Origin of the sequence: Bacillus sp. JH7 (assembly GCF_001563515.1) — a bacterium.
Taxonomy (GTDB): Bacteria; Bacillota; Bacilli; order Bacillales; family Bacillaceae_G; genus Bacillus_A; species Bacillus_A cereus.
Genome location: NZ_LPUS01000001.1, coordinates 453,717 through 472,934, shown reverse-complemented (window position 1 = coordinate 472,934; position 19,218 = coordinate 453,717). Strand labels below are relative to the sequence as shown.

The window sequence follows — 19,218 nt, the reverse complement described above, 5'->3', positions numbered from 1 at the left end:
ACGTAATAAAAAAACGCACTGCTAATATAGAGCAGTGCATTTTTTATTATGCTAGCGCTTGTGCTAAATCTTCAATTAAATCTTCACCATCTTCAATACCGACAGAAATACGAATTAATGTATCTGTAATTCCTAATTCTTTGCGGCGATCAGCTGGGATTGATGCATGTGTCATTTGAGATGGAATAGAAATTAAACTTTCTACCGCTCCTAAGCTTTCAGCAAGTGTAAAGTATTGTAGTTTCTCAAGTACTTTATTTAATGTTTCTTCACTATCTACATCAAATGAGATAATAGCACCAAACCCGTTTGCTTGTTCTGTTGCTAATTCGTGATTTTGATGTGATTCAAGACCTGGGTAATATACTTTATTTACTTTTGGATGATTATTTAAGAACTCAGCAATAGCACGTGAATTCGTTTCATGTTCTTCCATACGAATTCCTAATGTTTTTAAACCGCGAAGTAGTAAGAAGCTATCTTGTGGCCCAAGAATACCTCCTGTTGAGTTTTGTACAAAGTGAAGATCTTCTGCTAGTTGTGGGCTATTTACAACTACTAAACCTGCAACTACATCACTATGACCTCCTAAATATTTCGTTGCACTATGAAGCACAATATCTGCTCCTAAAGAAATCGGCGACTGCCAATATGGCGTCATGAATGTGTTATCAATAATTGTTAATAGGTCTTTCTCTTTAGCAAGAGTAGATATTTTCTTAATATCAGTAATTTTTAGTAGTGGGTTCGTTGGTGTTTCCACATAAATTGCTTTCGTATTTGGACGAATCGCTTCTTCAACTTCCTCTAAGTTTGTTGTATCTACAAATGTATGCTCAATACCGAAACGGTTTAATACTTTCGTAATAACGCGGTATGTTCCGCCATAAACATCATCTGTTAAAATAACGTGGTCACCTTTTGAGAACAACATAATTGTCGCTGTAATAGCAGCCATTCCTGAACCAAATGCAAATCCAGCATGCCCATTTTCTAATACAGCAATCATTTCTTCTAAAGCTGCACGTGTTGGGTTACCTGTACGTGAATATTCATATCCTTGATGCTTACCAACTGCTTCTTGTTTGTACGTACTTGTTTGATAAATCGGTACGTTTACAGATCCAGTTGAAGGTTCTCCTATGCGAATACCATGAATTAACTTTGTCTTTGCTCTCATTTTTCATTCCCATCCTTTGTATATGTCTTTACTTAAATAGCGCTCACTGCTATCAGGAAAAATCGTTACAATATTTGTACCTGGTGCTGCCTTCTCTGCCTCCAGTAAGCTCGCATGAAATGCTGCTCCTGAAGAGCTCCCAACGAGAAGTCCTTCTTTTTGCGCTAATTCTTTCACTCGTAAAAATGCATTTCGATCAGAAATCGTATGAATTTCATCAAAATAAGATGTCTTCAAAAATGGCGGGATAAATTCCAGTCCAATTCCTTCGGTCTCATGTGAACCAGCCTTACCACCATTTAAAATAGATCCTTCTGGCTCTACGATAACTGTTTTAATATCTATATTTTTTTCTTTCAAATAAGATGCAGTCCCCATAAACGTACCGCCAGTTCCTGCTCCAGCAACAAATATGTTAATCTCTCCATTCAATGCGTCCCACAGTTCAGGTCCTAGTGTTTTAAAATATGCACGAGGATTTGCCTCATTTGCGAACTGACTTGGAGAGTATGAATTCGGTAGTTCATTTACTAACTCTTTTGCTTTAGCAATTGCACCGGTCATTCCTTGCTCAGTCGGTGTATGCACGACCGTTGCACCTAGTGCTTTCATTAATTCTTGTTTTTCAATACTAAATTTCTCTGGTACACAAACAATAACACGTAAATCATGTTCTAATGCTGCAAGTGCCAGTCCAATACCAGTATTCCCAGCAGTCGGTTCAATAATTGTTCCACCCCGGGTAACAAGCCCTTTTTCTAGCGCATCTTCGATTAATTCTCTTCCTAAACGATCCTTAACGCTTCCGCCTGGGTTATAAAATTCAAGCTTTGCAAATAAACGGACTCCTTTCGGAAGTGAAAAACGAGTAATTTCTACAATTGGTGTATGACCAATTAACTCATGAACTCCACGATATACATTCATCGTGTTCTCCCCCTTGTTTGCCAATAAAGAAAAGGCAACTGTATGTATTTTCTTTATATGAGACAGTTGCCTTTTTGTTACATTACTTTAACTCTTCTAACACTTTTACGATAAAGTTTGTAGAATGAAGAGCTGCTTGATCTAAAAACTGATCAAATGAAACATTTGATTCTTTACCAGCAATATCAGAAAGTGCGCGAATGATAACAAACGGAATTTCATATTGGTGGCATACTTGTGCAACAGCTGCTGCTTCCATTTCTACCGCATAAAGATTTTCAAATTTATCACGAATGGCTGCAACGCGGTTCGGATCACTCATAAATGAATCACCTGTTGCAATCATACCTTTTACAACTTGAATATTTTCTTCAGCCTGCATACATTTCTCAGCTAATGCAACTAACGCCTCATCAGCTTTAAATCCAGGCGGCATTCCTGGTACTTGACCATATTCATAGTTAAATGCTGTTACATCTACGTCATGGTGACGAACTTCAGTGGAAATAACTACATCACCAACGTTTAGAGAATGATGGAATCCACCAGCTGAACCAGTATTAATTACTTTTTCAGGCTTATATTTTTCTAATAAAATTGTCGTTGACATCGCTGCGTTTACTTTACCAATACCAGACTTTAACAAGATTACTTCATGCCCTGCTAATAGCCCTTTCGTAAATTCACAACCTGCAACCGTTTCTGTCTCTGCTTGTTCTAATTTATCACGTAAAATACGTACTTCTTCTTCCATTGCTCCAATTACAGCAATTCTCAATCTAATCCCTCTTTCTATTGCTTAGTTGCCTCCATTACCCAAACGAAATGATTTAATCTCGTGAACGTTACATGGAAGCCATTGTTTTCAAAAATAGTCTGCATAACTGGAATACGTGTATAGTATTCCGTTTGCAAATCGTTTGCTAACTGGTGGAAACCTCTTTGTTTTGCTGTTTCAACAGTTTTATCATATGCATCTTGATCTGCAAATATCGTATCAGCAAACACTATTTTACCACCTTTGTTTAGCAATTGACTATACTTCGCAATCGCTACATTTTTTTCATCATCTGTTAAATGATGAAATGCATAGGTGCTTACAATGGTATCAATTGAATTTGGAACTTCAAACGAAAGAAAATCACCGTCTGTAATTGAAAATTCTTTTGGCAATTTCTCTTTTGCAATCATGCGCATTTCACGCGACGGTTCTATACCGTAAACTGTGCGGCCAGCAAGTAATAATTTATTTGTTAAATTACCTGTACCGACACCAAATTCTAATACATTACCAAATGACTTGTTAACTACATCCTCTAGAATGTCCTCATAATGGGCGAAAACTTCTTTATATTGTATATCTTCGCCTTGTACAAATGAGTCGTACGTATGAGCCCACTCATCAAATAAACCATTAAATTCTGTACCCATAAAAATTCCCCTTTTTCTTATCGGTTTTATCAGTATGATATTCCCTCTTTCTAAAAATGTCAATTGAAATGTACATGGTATTTCCTTCTTTTCTTTGTTACACTATAGTTGATTACATAGGAGAGGGGCCGTCTTCATGTCATTTACCTTTGAAATGTTAGAAGATAAAGTAGAGTTTTTTGAAGCGGGAGACTTAGCTTCTTTAGAACGAAAAATTAGTGAACAAATTGATAATAATAAAGCACTTATGCTTGAAGTTCATCACATCTCACATCAAATGGTTATGGATCCTGAAAGCAAAAGACCGTATTATAGCGCGGTTGTTCATTTTAAATTAAAGAAATTGCGTTAACAAAAAAGAGAAGCTCCTAAGGAGCCTCTCTTTTTTAGTTTAGAGTTTGAACAAGTACTGGTTTCCAGCCCTCATTGTCTACCCAATCAATATTTACATAATATCTTTTCCCACTTTGCTTATCTTGAACATCACCATAAGCTTTGCTCTTTCCAGTTTTGTCTCTTCCAACAAAATGGAATACTAATTGCTCTTTCGGTACTTCAACACCTGCAGCAATTGCACTTTGCATCTCATTCCAATCTGATGAACCCTGTTTAAACGTCATCGCTGGTGATGAACCTTGTTCTGTTCCCACAGCTTTCCAAGAAGGTTTTGTATACGCCTCTTTTGCCTTAGATACAGTTTTCTCAGCTGATACTTTCTCGTTAGCTTTCGCTTCTTCTTCAGCTTTTTTCTGTTCTTCTTCAGCCTTTAGCTTCTCTTCTTCAGCTTTTTTCTTAGCTTCTGCTTGCTCTTGTTCTTTTTCTTTTTTCTTAGCAGATTCTTTATCTTCTGATTTTCCAGCTTTCTCATTCTTTGTTGTTTGTTGAGAGACTTTCTTATCAGTAGAAGATGCTTGCTCTTTCGTACTAGGAACGAACAATTGATATGCTACAATAGCTACTAATAGTAATACAATAGCGATTGCAATATTTAAAACACCGTTTTGACGACGTTTTTGTTGTTTCTGTTGGAATCTTGATCCTCCTGCCATTCTCCAAACCTCCATGCAGTTTTTCCTAATTGCTATTGTAACATTAAATCTAGAAAGGTTGAACATTTACAATGATATTTTCATGAAATGAAGACATTTCACTATAAATTGCAAGATTACTTTTCATTCTCCAATTGATAGATTGCTCCTACCATATCTTTAAAAATAGGTGTAACTTTATTCACTTTGCTATCAGTCTCTAGATCAACAACAACTAAAGCATATCTTGGATTCTCATACGGAAAATAACCTGCAAACCAGCGATTCACCCTCGTCCCTTTCCCTGTTTGCGCTGTCCCGGATTTTCCAGCGACACTTAGTGGCAACGAACGGAATGCCGTTCCTGTTCCTTTCTCCCTTGTTACAACGCCTCTTAATAACTCTTGTAATGTTTTCACTGTTTCATACGAAAGCTGTTTTCCATTTAACGTATGGCTCTCAAATGTAAAAAAATCCGCTCCATTTTTATATACTATTTTTTCAACTGCTTTCACTTCCATCTTTTCTCCATTCCTTGCAATCGTCGCCATCATATTTGCAATTGCTAGAGGTGATATACGTACATCTTTCTGTCCAATTGCTGTTTGTTCTACCGCTTTTTTACTCTTTTTATTTTCTTCATTCCCCCAAATAGTAGTACCCTTTTCTTCTGGCATTTGCTCAAAATGAGGTGTATGAAATACAGAACCTTTCCATCCAACCTTTTCATTTGCTCCTAAAGCTGCTACGTATGTTTCTAGCACCGTCTTATCCTTTTGTAATAGCTCGTTACCTAACTCGGAAAATGTCCTGTTACAGCTCCTAGCAAAGCTCTCTTTAAAGTTAAGTGTACCCATCCTAACTTGCGGGTCGTTTTCACCATATAAATCTTTGTTACAGTTAAATGTCCGATTAAACAAATTTACTTTTTGATCAATGACTGCAGCTGCAACTACTGTTTTAAAAACAGAGCCTGGAAAATGTGGCGTTAACATTTGATTTTCAAGTGTAGTTTTATATAAATTCTCATCCCTTACTTGTAAAGACGGCTTACTAGCCATCGCTAATATTTCATTTGTCTTTACATCAAGTAATACTAGTCCCCCCTTCTTTATTTCATTCGCTTCAATCACTTCTTCTGCTTTTTGCTGCAACTCTTTATGTAAAGTAGTTTGAATCCTAACTGGATAAAATGGATTTCCTGGTGAAGTGTATTTCGCTTGCTTTCCGAAAATTGGTTCTCCTTGCCGATCTACTTGATATAATACTTTTGCCTCTCCATCAGTCAATAGAAATTCATCAAATGATTGCTGTAATCCTGAAATACCTATCGGCGTTTGTTTTGAGATTCTTTTCAATTCTCCATATCGCTTTTGAAACTCCCTTTCGTTCTCCCCTACATCACCAATTAAATGATTTATCTCTCCAGTTTGTTTTAATCGCACTTCAGCTGCTACAATACCTAATACATGTAATTCATTTACCTTCTCCATCTGCTCTCGTGTCACTCGAAATGGAGCAGTTTCTCCTTGTAGTGTAAATGCATTTTTATTATTTTTCATTTGTCTTCTAATCTCTTGTCTCGACACACCAATGATATGCGCGATTTTCTCTAACATGTCATTTTTTATTTGTAAAAATGGAAAAATAATTAAAACAGGATATTTTTCCTCACCTATTTTTTTACCATTACGATCTATAAACTGCCCACGTCCATCGTCTACTGTAATGGATTGTGTGCGTTGCGTAACACTTTTTTCAATTAAATTTATTTTGCGATCAGTAAATGATTCTGTATCTATAATTTGAATTTGGATTAAACGACAAAGCAATACAAACATAACGCTCATAAAACAAATTAAAACAATTGTAATTCTCCGTTTTATTTTCATAAAAAACACCTCGTCTATTGTAGTTTAGACGAGGTACTATTTTATTTATACAATCTCCAAAACAAAAACAGATATTATATAAGGCTATTATTGTTTCTTTGGCTTCTCTAAAAATTTCATAAGAAGCGATCTAAATTCAGTTTCATTCACTCCAGTGTTTTTAGCAACTTCAATTACAGTGGTTGTTACATTAGCCGCTATTTTTAAATAATCCTTACTAAGATTATCCATTTCATTTCTTTTTTCTTTTGCATTCTCAACTGTTACAGAATCAATACAAGTAATCATCTTATCTACAATATGTAAATAATTATTTTGTGCATCTATTATTTTTTGAATATCATCTTTATTACTTACTTTCGATTGTTTTAAATATGTATATGCTTGATTCACTTCATCTTTTAAAATTTTATCATTATTCTTCGCCTGTTCTTGTAACATATTCTTCATATCATCTATTGTTTTTTGATCCATCGAATCTCGCAATAAATAATCTGGATTCCCAATTGCGTAATCATACTTAATCGTTACATCTTGAAATATTTTCATGACAATTGCTAATTGATACGCTACATCAAAATCATTAAATTCCTTTTTATCTTGTGGATTTTCTAAGGCTTTTGAACTCTCAGTTGCTTTAATATCCTTTTTTTCTTCTTGCTTCACTTTTTCTCCCTTTGATGATGTAGTTTCTTCATTCGTTCCGCATGCAGCAAGTCCTAATATGGAGATACTACAAACCAATCCTGTAAAGATTTTATGTTTCATAATTAGCCCCTTTTCCCTTTTAAAACCTATGGTCTCTAATTATGATATCAAAGCTTAAAGTGTTTTTTTGACATTTTTTGTCGAATCACTCTAAGGTTTACACAATTTTTTTCTATAGAATGAAAAAAAGATTCTCCCGATAGGAGAATCTTTTTTTTATTTTACAGAGACAATCTCTACTTGCATTTCTCCGCCTGGTGTTTGGATTGTTACTTTCTCACCAATTTGCTTACCTAATAAGCTTTTTGCGATTGGAGAATCGTTAGAAATTCTTCCTTCGAATGGATCAGCTTCCGCGCTACCTACGATTGTATACGCTTCTTCATCTCCGTTTGGTAATTCTTTAAATGTTACTGTTTTACCTAATGTAACAACAGTAGATACTTCGCCAGTATCTTTAATGATAACTGCGTTACGAATCATATTTTCTAATTGTGTAATACGTCCTTCTACGAACGCTTGCTCATCTTTCGCTGCATCGTACTCAGAGTTCTCAGAAAGATCCCCGAAGCTACGTGCGATTTTAATACGTTCTACTACTTCTTTACGTCTTACTGTTTTTAATTGCTCAAGTTCGTTCTCTAGTTTTTGCTTACCCTCTTGCGTCATAGGGTATGTTTTTTCTGTTGACATATTTTCCACTCCTTTTATATACCAATCCCCTGAAAAAAAGAGGAGTTCCATATGAAAACTCCTCCGCTTCCATTGTTAGCGGAGGTTTCTAGTACCCTTGCACTAGCGGAGTTGTCACATACAACCCCGTATTTCCAATTCTTCTTTATATAAAGAAGATATGTATGGAAAGTTGATATAAATATGCCCTCACCTATATATAGATGAGGTTGCATGTTTCATTGTATTCGATAAGAAGGGAAAAAATCCCTTCCTACCGTATATCTTTTACTATGCTATTACAAATTTACTTTTTGTTCAAGAATTGTTGCAATTTTTGTCACCATAATATCAATTGCAACGTGGTTTTGTCCACCTTCAGGGATAATAATATCCGCAAATTTCTTAGAAGGCTCAATAAATTGATTGTGCATTGGACGTACAACATTTACGTACTGATCAATAACTGAATCCATCGTACGACCGCGCTCTTTAATATCACGTTGCATGCGGCGCAGAATACGAAGGTCAGCATCCGTATCAACGAATAATTTAATGTCCATTAACTCGCAAAGACGTGGGTCTTCTAAAATAAGAATTCCTTCTAAAATAATTACATCTTTCGGCTCAACCGGAATAATTTCTTCTGAACGCGTATGCAATGTATAGTCATATACAGGCTTATCAATTTGCTCATATGCAAGCAACTGCTGCAAATGTTCAATTAACAGATCATTATCAAACGCAAGCGGATGATCATAATTTGTTTTTAAACGCTCTTCCATTGGTAAATGGCTTTGATCTTTGTAATAATAATCTTGCTCTAAGATTAAAATAGAATGACCTTTAAAATGGTCAAAAATCGCTTTCGTTACACTCGTTTTACCTGATCCCGAACCACCAGCAATTCCAATTACAACAGGCTTATTCGTCCCCATTCGACTATCACTCTTTCTTATTGAAGTATGCTTTTGCGCATCATATTATTCACATACACTCGTTGATCCACTTTGAATTTCACGATTTGCAACGGATGTCTCGCTGCATCTAATTCGTTTCCATCCTCATCCCAAATTTTCTCCACCGTTTGCGTAAAGTTTTCTATTTCTGGTCCAAAGAACTCCACTTCATGTCCTGGTTTGAAATGATTACGTTGCTCAATCGTTACGATGCCCGTTTCTTCATTATAATCTAACACTAAACCAGCAAAATCATACGTTGTTTTCTTACTATGATTTCCAAACATTTGCTCTTGATGTCCTGGAACCCCTTCAAAGAATGCAGGAGCTGTATCACGATTTGCACATTTATCAAGCTCATCTAACCATTCTTGTTTAAACTCAAAGTTATCTGGATCCGCACAATACGCATCAATTACTTTACGATATACAGTTGCTACAGTCGCTACGTAATGGATTGATTTCATACGTCCTTCTACCTTTAAGCTATCGATTCCGATTTCAATCATTTTTGGAATTGATAAAATTAAATTTAAATCTTTTGGACTCATCGCAAAGTGAGCATCTCCTTCTTGGAATAGAGGAAGCTCTTTTGCATCTTTATGTTGTGATACTGTTTGAACTAAATCATAATCCCAGCGGCAAGATTGGCAACAACCACCACGATTAGAATCACGCGCTGTCATATGGTTACTTAATGTACATCTTCCTGAATATGCGATACACATTGCACCATGGACGAACGCTTCAATTTCAATATCCACTTTTTCTTTAATTTCTTTCATTTCTTCATAGCTTGCTTCACGAGCTAATACAAGACGATGTAAACCTTCTTCTTTCCAATACTGTGCTGCTTTCCAGTTGGATAGTGATTGCTGTGTGCTTAAATGCACCTCAACAGAAGGCGCTACGCGTTTACAAGTCTCAATGATAAGCGGATCAGCAACGATAATTCCCGTTACGCCAGCTTTTTCAATCCCTTTTAAATATTCCTCTAGCCCGTCCATATTTTCATTATGTGCAAAGATATTTGTTGTTACGTATATTTTTGCTCCATACTTCTTTGCAAACTCAACGCCTTCTGCCATTTCTTCTAGCGTAAAGTTACCTGCATTCGAACGAAGACCAAATTCTTGTCCACCTAAATATACAGCATCTGCCCCGTAATGGATAGCTACTTTTAATTTTTCTAAGTTACCCGCAGGGATTAACAGTTCAGGTTTCTTCACAATAACACGTTTGCCATCGATCACTCGTGAAATTTCTTGTACAGTCATTTCCTACACCCTCCTCGTTTAGTAAACCGTTTCTTTAAAGAAGAATCCTGTATCTAACGGACGATTTACTGGTTGCATTTCTTCTATTTCTTTATATAGATCATCTTTCACGTCATAATATGCATCACGATCTTCTACGCATAAATCAATCGCTTGACGATATTTCTTCGTTACTTCAATAATGTATTCAGAGCTTTTTAGTACACCGTCGATTTTTAAGCTATCAACTTCAGCATCGATTAGTTCCTCTAATTCATCGATGAAACAAATGTCGTTCGGACTCATAATGTGAGTACCATTTTCATCTTCATAAATTGGATATTTATTGTTACGCTCTGGGTCATATAAGAACATATTCTCTTCATATTTTTTCTTTTCAATGTCAAGATTACGTCCTTGATACTCAAAGTAGTTTCCTACTAATGAACGCTTCGATTGGAACATACAAGTCATACCGTGAATTTGTACTTCCAGTTCCACTTCAGCATTTTCTTTTAAATCAACAATTTCATCTAAGCTAAGCTCACGAGCTAATACAGCACGCTTTGATCCTCTTTGTCCCCAGTAATTACAAGTGAACCAGTTTGTTGCTGTCGTTTCTGTATTCCAGTGCAACTGCATATTTGGTGCTACTTCACGAACAGCCATTAATACCGCTGGATCTCCGAAAACAATTGCATCTACATTTACTTCGTTTAAAAATGAAACGTAATCTGTTAATTCTTCTACTTTATCGTTGTGGAACATAGCGTTCATGGCTACGTATACTTTCACAACATTTTCATGTGCAATCTTTACAGTTTGTTTTACATCTTCACGTGAAAACTCCCCTGCTAAACGTAAACCAAACTTTTGCTCACCGATCATTACCGCATCTGCTCCTGCTTTCGCAAGTTGTTCGATATCCGCCACCGCTCTTGGCGTTACTAACAATTCAGGTTTCTTCATACCTTGGTCACCCTCTCTTTTTACTAACAGCTACTCCATCACCAATTGGGAAAATCGTTGTATCATATCCTTCATGGTTCATAAGCCACTCATTGTACGTCTTAATACGACGGATTAAACCACGTGTACGTCTGTTTTCAATTTTCTCTTTTGTCGTTACAAGACCGTGGTACATAACATTATCTGAAATAATTACGCCACCAGGATTTAATAACGGTTCATATAAGTCAAAAAAGCGACGATACTGTCCTTTTGCTGCATCAATAAAAATAACGTCAAATGTCCCGTGTTCTTTTACTTGTTCACCTGTCTCTAACGCATCACCGTAAATAACTGAAATACGATCTGTTACTGGGGAACGTTCTATATATTCAAGTGCTTTTTCATATCGCTCACGATTGCGCTCAACTGTCACAATACGTGAATTTGGAATAGCTTGCATCATACGAATACTAGAATAACCGATTGCTGTTCCAAGTTCTAAAATGCTTTTCGGTCCAATTAAACGTAAAAATTGCAGCATAAATTCCATTCCAAGTCGATCCATAATCGGCACATGATTTTCTGTTGCATATTCTTCCATTTCAAGAATTAATTTATCTTTCGGATCAATAAATGATAATAGGTACTCGTTAACTGCATCCTCCATAAATGGTCCTCCTTATTTACATGGAGAAGTGCCTCTATGACGTCTTTTCACACATAGAATGCAATAAAAATACAAGCCAGCTTTATCCTTAGCTTGTACGTCCCGTTTTGATATTAAAAACGATTCTTCTGCCAGTTTTTAACCCGATATATTTTACCACAAAAAAGAGGGATGTGCGACTTTTTTCGCTATCCCTCCCCATTTCACTATTTTTTCGTAATGTATTTTTGCTTTAATGCATTATGCTCTTCTAATGTTTTCGCATAGTACACTTCACCACTTGGTGCAGCTAAGAAATAATAATAATCTGTTTGCGCAGGTTCTAACGCAGCTTCTACTGAATGTTTACCAGAGTTTGCGATCGGCCCTACCGGTAATCCTTTTACAACATACGTATTGTACGGTGAGTTGACCTTTAAATCTTCGTATAATACACGTTGTTTATGCTTTCCAAGTGCATATAATACCGTTGGATCCGTTTGAAGCGGCATACCTTTTGCTAAACGATTATAAAAGACACTAGAGATCTTTTGACGATCTGTAAAACCAGTTGCCTCTTCTTCAATAAGTGAAGATAATGTTAAAAGCTGATGAACATCCCAATTCTTCGCTTTCATTTTCGCCTCATTTTGAACAATGATTGCATTTGTTTTCTCAAGCATTGGAATTACAATTTCTTCTAACGTCGTATCTTTCTTATAAAACGAATACGTTGCAGGATATAAATAACCTTCTAATGGGTATTTAATATTGCTATCAAAGATTTTATCCGTTAATAACTTCGGATACTTTTGCTGCATTTTTTGAATAAATGCTTTATCGTTTAATTGACGCGTAACATCATCTTTATTCCACTTTAGTTCTGTCGCAATCGTTTCTGCAATTTCAGTTACTTGCGCCCCTTCTTTAATCGTCACTTTATAAAGAGCCGGACGATGCACATTGCCAGATGACATTTGTTCGATCACATCTTCAGCATTCATTGAAGGATTTAATAAATATGTACCTGCTTGTAAACTTTTCGATTTAGCCTTTGTATAAAAACTAAAAACTGTACCGTTTTTTACAGCGCCTTTTTCTTCTAAAATTTCTCCAATTTTACTTGTAGATGATCCTTTCGGAATTTCTACTTCAATCTCTTTTTTATTCCCGCTATCAACTGGTCCTAATGCGGATGAAATATACGCATAGACTGAACCACAAACTAAAAGCAGTGCAATAATCGAAAATAAAAAGATGCGTCTACGCTTCTTTTTCACTTGATTCTCTATCAAAACATTTCCTCCTTACTTAATTGTAGACCGTATGTACACCTTTCTATACAGCACGATGTAAAAACGCTAAAAATTCACTTATCTTTTTTAATTGACACTTTATTTTTCTACAATCCGTCTCATTATACTACAAAGACTTACACAGTTTCGACAAAAAATCTTTCATTTTACATATAAATACAAAAAAAGATGGACTGTATGTCGTCCATCTTTTCAGTACTTATTATTCAGCTTCTTGCTCATCAGCTAGAGTGTTGAACATTTCTTGTACCATTTCCCACTCTTCTTCAGATTCGATTGGAAGTAAAGTTCCGCCCTCTTCTTCATTTTGCTCATAAGCCATTGCATCATAAATTTGGTCTCCATCTTCGTCTACTTCACCGATTGGAGAGAAGACTACGTATGATTTTTTTCCAAATTTTTCAGCGTCAAAAGTGAAAATAATTTCACATAAATGTTCGTTACCTTTTTCGTCTACAATTGTAATTTGATTTTCTTCCATTTTGGTCACCTCTTATTTACTATCTAAAAATCCTTGTAAGATTACGACTGCAGCCATCTTATCAATTACTTGCTTTCGCTTCTTACGGCTTACATCGGCTGAAATGAGCAGACGTTCCGCTGCCATTGTTGACAAACGCTCGTCCCACATTACAACGTCTAATTGTAACAGCTCTCGTAGGTTTTCTGCAAATTGTTGGCACGCTTCACCACGCGGGCCAATTGTACCATTCATATTTTTAGGTAAACCTACTACTATCTTGTCCACATTGTACTGCTTTACTAACTCAGAAATACGATCAAAACCAAAGTGACCTCGTTCTTCGTTAATCTTAATTGTTTCTAATCCTTGTGCTGTCCAGCCCATTTCGTCGCTAATTGCAACTCCGACTGTTTTTGTACCTACATCTAAACCTAATATCCGCATAAACTACTCCTCACGATGATGTTTCAAGTAAGACTTCACAAGCTCTTCAATTAACTCATCACGTTCAAGCTTGCGAATGATGCTACGTGCATCTTTATGGCGAGGTATGTATGCTGGGTCTCCACTTAATAAGTAACCAACGATTTGGTTAATCGGATTATAGCCTTTTTCTTGAAGTGCATCATACACAGTTAAAAGTACATCATTTACATGGACACTCTGTTTTTCATCTTGAATGCTAAACTTCATTGTTTTATCAAAACCGTCCATTTCAAGCACCTCACTTATATAGTAAGTATAGGGAGAAGAACTTCTCCTCTCCCTACCATTGTACACTACTATCTCTTTATTTTGAAACAGATTTAACGTACTCTTGTACAAATGCTAAAGCTTCTTCGACTTGAGCTGGGTTTTTACCGCCTGCTTGTGCCATATCAGGACGGCCGCCACCGCCACCGCCGCAACGAGAAGCTACTTCTTTCACAAGTTTACCAGCATGGTAACCTTGGCTAATTAAGTCTTTCGTTACACCTGCTAGGATGTTTACTTTATCGTCATTAACAGACGCTAATACAACAACTGCTGACTCTAATTTATTTTTCAGATCATCCATCATCGTACGTAAGTTATTCATATCTGCAACATTTACTTTCGCTGCTAATACATTCACACCATCAACTGTCATTACAGAATCAGTTAAGTTTCCAGCTTCGATATTGCTTAATTTCGCAGCAAGAGATTCATTTTCTTTTTGCAGTTGTTTCACTTCAGCAAATAGACCATCAACTCTTGTTAAAATATCTTTCGGATTTGTTTTCATTTTTCCTGCTGCTTCTTTTAATAAACCTACTTGATCGTTCATTAATTCGTATGCAGACTTACCAGTTACTGCTTCAATACGACGAGTTCCTGCACCGATACCAGACTCAGCAACGATTTTGAAAATACCGATAGAAGCTGTGTTATCAACGTGACAACCGCCGCAAAGCTCTAAGCTGTAATCGCCAACTTGTACAACGCGTACAACATCACCGTATTTTTCACCGAATAATGCCATTGCACCCATTTCTTTCGCTTCTTCGATTGCTTTTTGAGAAATCTCAACATCAATACTTTCCCAAATTTTCTCGTTTACCATACGCTCAATTTTTTCTAATTCGTCAGCTTGTACTTGACCGAAGTGAGAGAAGTCAAAGCGTAGACGTTCAGAAGTTACAAGAGAACCTGCTTGGTTAACGTGTGTTCCAAGTACGTCTTTTAATGCTTGGTGTAGTAAATGAGTTGCTGTATGATTTTTTACAACGCTACTACGATTTTTCGTATCGATAATAGCTTTTACAGCCGCATCTTTCGTTAATGTTCCTTCTTCGACAACAACTTTATGCAAGTTTTGGCCGTTTGGTGCTTTTTGTACGTCTTTTACAAGAACTTTCACGCCATCAGCAAGAAGGTAACCACGGTCTGCAATTTGTCCACCGCTCTCAGCATAGAATGGTGTTACATCAAGAATTAACTGTCCTTCTTCACCAGCTTGTAAGCTGTCTGTGTATTCGCCATTTTTCACAAGTGCAACAACGTTACTTTCTGTTGCAACTGTACCGTAACCAACGAATTCGCTCGCTACTTTAATTTCTCCAAAGACACCACCTTGAACTTGCATAGAATCAACGTCTTGACGAGCAGCACGTGCACGCTCACGTTGTTTTTCCATTTCATTTTCAAAGCCTTCATGATCAACTGTCATGCCAGCTTCTTCTGCATATTCTTCTGTTAATTCAATTGGGAAACCGTATGTGTCATATAGACGGAACGCATCTACTCCAGAAATAACAGTTGTTTTTTCTTCTTTTGCTTTTGCAATTACTTCAGCTAAAATCGCTTCACCATCATGAAGTGTTTCATGGAAACGCTCTTCTTCGTTCTTCACAACTTTCGCAATGAAATCTTTCTTTTCAAGTACTTCTGGATAGAAGTCTTTCATTACTTCTCCAACAACCGGTACTAATTCAAACATAAATGGACGATTGATGTTTAATTTCTTCGAATAACGAACAGCGCGGCGTAATAAACGACGTAATACATAACCACGGCCTTCGTTAGATGGAAGAGCACCGTCACCAACAGCGAATGTTACTGTACGGATATGGTCAGCAATTACTTTGAATGCCATATCTTTTTCTAAATCGCCATTACGATATTTTTCACCAGAAATTGTTTCTGTTGCACCAATCATCGGCATGAATAGGTCTGTATCGAAGTTTGTAGGCACATCTTGAACGATAGATGTCATACGCTCTAGACCCATCCCTGTATCGATATTTTTCTTAGGAAGTGGTGTATATGAACCGTCTGGATTATGGTTAAATTGAGAGAATACAAGGTTCCATACTTCTAAGTAACGCTCGTTTTCTCCGCCTGGATATAATTCTGGGTCACTAAAGTCATTACCGTAAGCTTCTCCACGGTCATAGAAAATCTCTGTATTTGGTCCACTTGGTCCTTCACCGATATCCCAGAAGTTTTCTTCTAAGCGAATAATACGCTCTTTTGGAACGCCCATTTTCTCATTCCAAATTGTGAATGCTTCTTCATCTTCTGGATGGATTGTAACTGATAGTAATTCTTTATCGAATCCGATCCATTTGTCGCTCGTTAAGAATTCCCAAGCCCATGTAATTGCTTCTTCTTTGAAGTAATCACCAATTGAGAAATTTCCTAACATTTCAAAGAATGTATGGTGACGAGCTGTTTTCCCTACGTTTTCAATATCGTTTGTACGAATTGATTTTTGAGCATTTGTAATACGTGGATTTTGTGGGATTACACGTCCATCAAAATATTTTTTTAATGTAGCTACACCACTATTAATCCATAGAAGAGATGGATCTTCATGCGGAACTAGTGATGCACTAGGTTCTACTGCATGTCCTTTTTCTTGGAAAAAGTCTAAAAACATTTGACGAATTTGTGCGCCTGTTAGTTGTTTCATTGTATTTTCCTCCTTAAATATAAAAAACTCCCGTCCCTATAAAAGGGACGAGAGTTAACTCGCGATACCACCCTAATTATGAATTGATTACAATAACAATCAATTCATCACCTCATGGTGCCGTAACGTGGCAAGACGGCAGTGATTAGCTGCTCTCAGGATTAGCTTTCTGTTACCCTTCATTTAAAGCTTCTTTCAGCCATATGGAAGCTTCTCTCTATAAATGGACTGTAACGTACTTGTTCCGTCATTGATTTAATGTATTATATGACTAAATATAATAGAATTCTCTTAAGTTTGTCAATGTAGATAATCATTTATATTGGATTAATTACTTATTAATCATAAGTATTCTACTATTCATTCTTAACAGCCTTTTCATATAGTATGCATTTATTAATAAATCGGAATCTCCTTATAAGAATAATTTATATAATTTTCTAAATATTACCTTTTTGTTATAATTAAATTATTGTTAATAAAATAAAGGAGCGATCACAATGACAACCTTACTTAGCAAAGCTAAAAACATATTAGCGACTGACGAAACGATATTATTTTACGCAGCATGTTCATTAGACATATTTATTTATCGTTCCGTCGCAAGGCCAGGATTGCTAATTTTAACGAACAAAAGGCTATTCTTTTATGGGCCAGATGCAAGTAAGAATCCAATATTTGAAGAGTACTCTTTCGCAAAAATTTCTAATCTAAAAGAACAAAAGCGTCTTTTCAACAATCAAATTGTATTTATGTATGATAACGAATGGAAAAAAATAAAACATATTCAAACAAATGATGTGAGCTCCCTCGTTCAAAAGATACACGAGCAGCTTTCTAAATAAATATATGATTAGCCCTCTATTTCTTACATAGAGGGCTTCTATACTTACACATCTTCTTTTTTCAAGAGCGGTCTCACATGAACAATGACAGTACGAATAACTGCTAAAATCGGAACCGATATTAGCAACCCTACAATCCCAGCTACCTCTCCCCCAACTAGTAAGGCAAGCATAATAATAACGGGATGCATACGAAGTGACTTACCAACGATGTAAGGCGATAAAATGTTACTCTCCACAAATTGCAAAATCGCAATTGTGATCCCCGCCTTAATAAGTAAACTCGTTGATACTGTTGCTGCAATCATTAACGTCGGGATTGCTCCTAAAATAGGACCGAAGTACGGGATTATATCCGTTACCCCAATAATAATGCCAAGCAATAATGGATATTTCATACCGATAAACCAAAAAGAAAGAGCTGATACTCCCCCTAATACTAAACAAACAAATAACTGTCCTCGAATATAACTTCCAAGTGATTTATCAATTTCTTTCGCAAGCATTTGCCCCGTACCTCGCCATTTACTTGGGACTAGTTTCCAAAAGATATGATAAAACTCACCATAATCTTTTAATATGTAAAATACAATGAACGGTATTAAGAAAATAATGAGCAATGAATCGAGTACACCACGAGCTGTACTCATCACTTTATTTAAAAGCGCTTGAATCTTCGTTTCCACACCCACAAAAAGTTGTTTCACCTTTTCATGAATGAACGAAGGGAAATTCGCCGTTTGTTCTGTAACGCCATCCATCCACGAATCGTACATTTTTGTAAACTGCGGAAATTGTTCATTAATCTCTTGTAACTGTTTAATAACGACTGGTGTTCCTTTATAAATCCCATAACCAATTCCGCCAAAGAAAAGGATATAAATGAGCAAAATGGCAAGTGTACGGGGCATCCCTTCCTTATGAATTTTTTCAATTAAAGGGTGCAATAAATACGCAATAAAACACGCGATAAGAAACGGCGTGATTGCTACTTTAAATACAAAAATAATCGGTGCCCATAGCGGCTTAATTTTTAAAAAGACGAGCAGACAAAGAAAAACAAGTAACAATAATCCTAAACGATATATCCAAATGATTTTAAGATTCTTCACATGAAAAACCTCCTCCACCTTTATTTTGAAAATAAATGGGGTAGGTTATGTGCGAAACTTTTAAAATCTTTTCATACGGACCATACTGTTTTTTAAAGACGTACATATAAATAACATAACAAGGACAACCACCCCTGAGAATACAGCATGAATTAATATAATCAGGAGGGCTAATTATGGTTTTATTTATGCTTGGATTATCAGCACTTTTTATGATTCTTGAATGGATTTGTATCGGGTTCGGTATTTGGAAGGGGTTCTTTATTCATTCCTCACGTAAAGAAAAAGCGAAGCAATTATGGCAGTATGGAATACTTGGCGTTGGCTGCTACGGTCTATCTTATCTTTTCTCAGAGATCGGACTTTTTTATTTGCATATGGGTGCATAAAAAAACTCCC

21 protein-coding genes and 1 other annotated feature are annotated in these 19,218 nt (G+C 36.2%); of the genes, 3 read left to right on the top strand and 18 right to left on the bottom strand.

Features of this window, described 5'->3' with window-relative positions; genetic code table 11:
- Positions 1–46: 46 nt before the first annotated feature.
- The 4 genes from AU379_RS02530 to AU379_RS02515 all read right to left on the bottom strand — a co-directional run bounded on the left by AU379_RS02530 (position 47) and on the right by AU379_RS02515 (position 3,538).
- Positions 47–1,180 (bottom strand): bifunctional cystathionine gamma-lyase/homocysteine desulfhydrase, encoded by a 1,134-nt coding sequence (locus tag AU379_RS02530; protein ID WP_001201908.1) that lies wholly within the window; start codon positions 1,178–1,180, stop codon positions 47–49.
- A gap of 3 nt (positions 1,181–1,183) precedes the next feature.
- Positions 1,184–2,107: an O-acetylserine dependent cystathionine beta-synthase gene (locus AU379_RS02525; protein WP_001103882.1), complete on the bottom strand. Its 924-nt coding sequence runs from the start codon at positions 2,105–2,107 to the stop codon at positions 1,184–1,186.
- An 82-nt stretch (positions 2,108–2,189) separates the two neighbouring features.
- On the bottom strand, positions 2,190–2,885 hold the full coding sequence (mtnN, locus tag AU379_RS02520) for a 5'-methylthioadenosine/S-adenosylhomocysteine nucleosidase (RefSeq protein WP_001217024.1): 696 nt from the start codon (positions 2,883–2,885) through the stop codon (positions 2,190–2,192).
- A 14-nt stretch (positions 2,886–2,899) separates the two neighbouring features.
- Complete coding sequence (locus AU379_RS02515) at positions 2,900–3,538, bottom strand: class I SAM-dependent methyltransferase (RefSeq protein ID WP_000536315.1); 639 nt, start codon at positions 3,536–3,538, stop codon at positions 2,900–2,902.
- A 136-nt stretch (positions 3,539–3,674) separates the two neighbouring features.
- Between AU379_RS02515 and AU379_RS02510 the strand changes: the two genes are divergently transcribed.
- Positions 3,675–3,890 carry a YrzA family protein gene (locus AU379_RS02510; RefSeq protein ID WP_000010984.1) on the top strand — a complete coding sequence of 72 codons (216 nt, stop codon included), beginning with the start codon at positions 3,675–3,677 and terminating at the stop codon, positions 3,888–3,890.
- Positions 3,891–3,924: 34 nt separating this feature from the next.
- Here AU379_RS02510 and AU379_RS02505 read toward each other — a convergent pair whose 3' ends face one another.
- The 13 genes from AU379_RS02505 to alaS all read right to left on the bottom strand — a co-directional run bounded on the left by AU379_RS02505 (position 3,925) and on the right by alaS (position 16,862).
- Positions 3,925–4,587, bottom strand: coding sequence for a YrrS family protein (locus AU379_RS02505; RefSeq protein WP_000897099.1), 663 nt, complete (start codon positions 4,585–4,587; stop codon positions 3,925–3,927).
- Between the two features lie 116 nt (positions 4,588–4,703).
- Positions 4,704–6,458: a penicillin-binding protein 2 gene (locus tag AU379_RS02500; protein ID WP_061138943.1), complete on the bottom strand. Its 1,755-nt coding sequence runs from the start codon at positions 6,456–6,458 to the stop codon at positions 4,704–4,706.
- 87 nt (positions 6,459–6,545) lie between these two features.
- Positions 6,546–7,226: a hypothetical protein gene (locus tag AU379_RS02495; protein ID WP_000680878.1), complete on the bottom strand. Its 681-nt coding sequence runs from the start codon at positions 7,224–7,226 to the stop codon at positions 6,546–6,548.
- A 156-nt stretch (positions 7,227–7,382) separates the two neighbouring features.
- On the bottom strand, positions 7,383–7,859 hold the full coding sequence (gene greA / locus AU379_RS02490; protein WP_000102591.1) for a transcription elongation factor GreA: 477 nt from the start codon (positions 7,857–7,859) through the stop codon (positions 7,383–7,385).
- Positions 7,860–8,137: 278 nt separating this feature from the next.
- Entirely contained in the window at positions 8,138–8,776 is a 639-nt protein-coding gene (udk, locus tag AU379_RS02485; protein WP_000537078.1) for a uridine kinase, read from the bottom strand.
- Positions 8,777–8,793: 17 nt separating this feature from the next.
- Positions 8,794–10,074, bottom strand: a complete 1,281-nt coding sequence (locus tag AU379_RS02480) for a U32 family peptidase (protein WP_000217974.1) — start codon at positions 10,072–10,074, stop codon at positions 8,794–8,796.
- An 18-nt stretch (positions 10,075–10,092) separates the two neighbouring features.
- Complete coding sequence (locus tag AU379_RS02475) at positions 10,093–11,022, bottom strand: peptidase U32 family protein (protein WP_061138942.1); 930 nt, start codon at positions 11,020–11,022, stop codon at positions 10,093–10,095.
- Between the two features lie 7 nt (positions 11,023–11,029).
- Positions 11,030–11,671 carry an O-methyltransferase gene (locus AU379_RS02470; RefSeq protein WP_000389102.1) on the bottom strand — a complete coding sequence of 214 codons (642 nt, stop codon included), beginning with the start codon at positions 11,669–11,671 and terminating at the stop codon, positions 11,030–11,032.
- A 206-nt stretch (positions 11,672–11,877) separates the two neighbouring features.
- Complete coding sequence (gene mltG / locus AU379_RS02465; RefSeq protein WP_000572137.1) at positions 11,878–12,945, bottom strand: endolytic transglycosylase MltG; 1,068 nt, start codon at positions 12,943–12,945, stop codon at positions 11,878–11,880.
- 223 nt (positions 12,946–13,168) lie between these two features.
- Positions 13,169–13,447: a DUF1292 domain-containing protein gene (locus tag AU379_RS02460; RefSeq protein ID WP_000392247.1), complete on the bottom strand. Its 279-nt coding sequence runs from the start codon at positions 13,445–13,447 to the stop codon at positions 13,169–13,171.
- A gap of 12 nt (positions 13,448–13,459) precedes the next feature.
- A complete protein-coding gene (gene ruvX, locus AU379_RS02455; protein ID WP_001221193.1) occupies positions 13,460–13,873 on the bottom strand; it encodes a Holliday junction resolvase RuvX in 414 nt (137 codons plus the stop codon).
- A 3-nt stretch (positions 13,874–13,876) separates the two neighbouring features.
- Positions 13,877–14,143 (bottom strand): IreB family regulatory phosphoprotein, encoded by a 267-nt coding sequence (locus AU379_RS02450; protein ID WP_000348590.1) that lies wholly within the window; start codon positions 14,141–14,143, stop codon positions 13,877–13,879.
- A gap of 76 nt (positions 14,144–14,219) precedes the next feature.
- Positions 14,220–16,862, bottom strand: coding sequence for an alanine--tRNA ligase (alaS, locus tag AU379_RS02445; RefSeq protein WP_061138941.1), 2,643 nt, complete (start codon positions 16,860–16,862; stop codon positions 14,220–14,222).
- A gap of 40 nt (positions 16,863–16,902) precedes the next feature.
- Positions 16,903–17,122, bottom strand: a binding site (T-box leader).
- A gap of 240 nt (positions 17,123–17,362) precedes the next feature.
- On the opposite strand from alaS, the gene AU379_RS02440 reads away from it, so the two are divergent.
- Positions 17,363–17,707 carry a PH domain-containing protein gene (locus AU379_RS02440; protein WP_061138940.1) on the top strand — a complete coding sequence of 115 codons (345 nt, stop codon included), beginning with the start codon at positions 17,363–17,365 and terminating at the stop codon, positions 17,705–17,707.
- A 44-nt stretch (positions 17,708–17,751) separates the two neighbouring features.
- Here AU379_RS02440 and AU379_RS02435 read toward each other — a convergent pair whose 3' ends face one another.
- Positions 17,752–18,819 (bottom strand): AI-2E family transporter, encoded by a 1,068-nt coding sequence (locus AU379_RS02435; protein ID WP_000793128.1) that lies wholly within the window; start codon positions 18,817–18,819, stop codon positions 17,752–17,754.
- 176 nt (positions 18,820–18,995) lie between these two features.
- Here AU379_RS02435 and AU379_RS02430 point away from each other — a divergent pair, with 176 nt between their 5' ends.
- Positions 18,996–19,208 (top strand): hypothetical protein, encoded by a 213-nt coding sequence (locus AU379_RS02430; RefSeq protein WP_000242535.1) that lies wholly within the window; start codon positions 18,996–18,998, stop codon positions 19,206–19,208.
- The last annotated feature ends 10 nt before the right edge of the window (positions 19,209–19,218 follow it).

Coding starts and splice junctions, on each gene's coding strand:
- AU379_RS02495 (WP_000680878.1), bottom strand. CDS start 7,226: ATGAAACATAAAATCTTTACAGGATTGGTTTGTAGTATCTCCATATTA.
- udk (WP_000537078.1), bottom strand. CDS start 8,776: ATGGGGACGAATAAGCCTGTTGTAATTGGAATTGCTGGTGGTTCGGGA.
- AU379_RS02500 (WP_061138943.1), bottom strand. CDS start 6,458: ATGAAAATAAAACGGAGAATTACAATTGTTTTAATTTGTTTTATGAGC.
- AU379_RS02480 (WP_000217974.1), bottom strand. CDS start 10,074: ATGACTGTACAAGAAATTTCACGAGTGATCGATGGCAAACGTGTTATT.
- AU379_RS02450 (WP_000348590.1), bottom strand. CDS start 14,143: ATGGACGGTTTTGATAAAACAATGAAGTTTAGCATTCAAGATGAAAAA.
- greA (WP_000102591.1), bottom strand. CDS start 7,859: ATGTCAACAGAAAAAACATACCCTATGACGCAAGAGGGTAAGCAAAAA.
- ruvX (WP_001221193.1), bottom strand. CDS start 13,873: ATGCGGATATTAGGTTTAGATGTAGGTACAAAAACAGTCGGAGTTGCA.
- AU379_RS02515 (WP_000536315.1), bottom strand. CDS start 3,538: ATGGGTACAGAATTTAATGGTTTATTTGATGAGTGGGCTCATACGTAC.
- AU379_RS02430 (WP_000242535.1), top strand. CDS start 18,996: ATGGTTTTATTTATGCTTGGATTATCAGCACTTTTTATGATTCTTGAA.
- AU379_RS02475 (WP_061138942.1), bottom strand. CDS start 11,022: ATGAAGAAACCTGAATTGTTAGTAACGCCAAGAGCGGTGGCGGATATC.
- AU379_RS02530 (WP_001201908.1), bottom strand. CDS start 1,180: ATGAGAGCAAAGACAAAGTTAATTCATGGTATTCGCATAGGAGAACCT.
- AU379_RS02440 (WP_061138940.1), top strand. CDS start 17,363: ATGACAACCTTACTTAGCAAAGCTAAAAACATATTAGCGACTGACGAA.
- AU379_RS02505 (WP_000897099.1), bottom strand. CDS start 4,587: ATGGCAGGAGGATCAAGATTCCAACAGAAACAACAAAAACGTCGTCAA.
- AU379_RS02460 (WP_000392247.1), bottom strand. CDS start 13,447: ATGGAAGAAAATCAAATTACAATTGTAGACGAAAAAGGTAACGAACAT.
- AU379_RS02525 (WP_001103882.1), bottom strand. CDS start 2,107: ATGAATGTATATCGTGGAGTTCATGAGTTAATTGGTCATACACCAATT.
- AU379_RS02470 (WP_000389102.1), bottom strand. CDS start 11,671: ATGGAGGATGCAGTTAACGAGTACCTATTATCATTTATTGATCCGAAA.
- alaS (WP_061138941.1), bottom strand. CDS start 16,862: ATGAAACAACTAACAGGCGCACAAATTCGTCAAATGTTTTTAGACTTT.
- AU379_RS02510 (WP_000010984.1), top strand. CDS start 3,675: ATGTCATTTACCTTTGAAATGTTAGAAGATAAAGTAGAGTTTTTTGAA.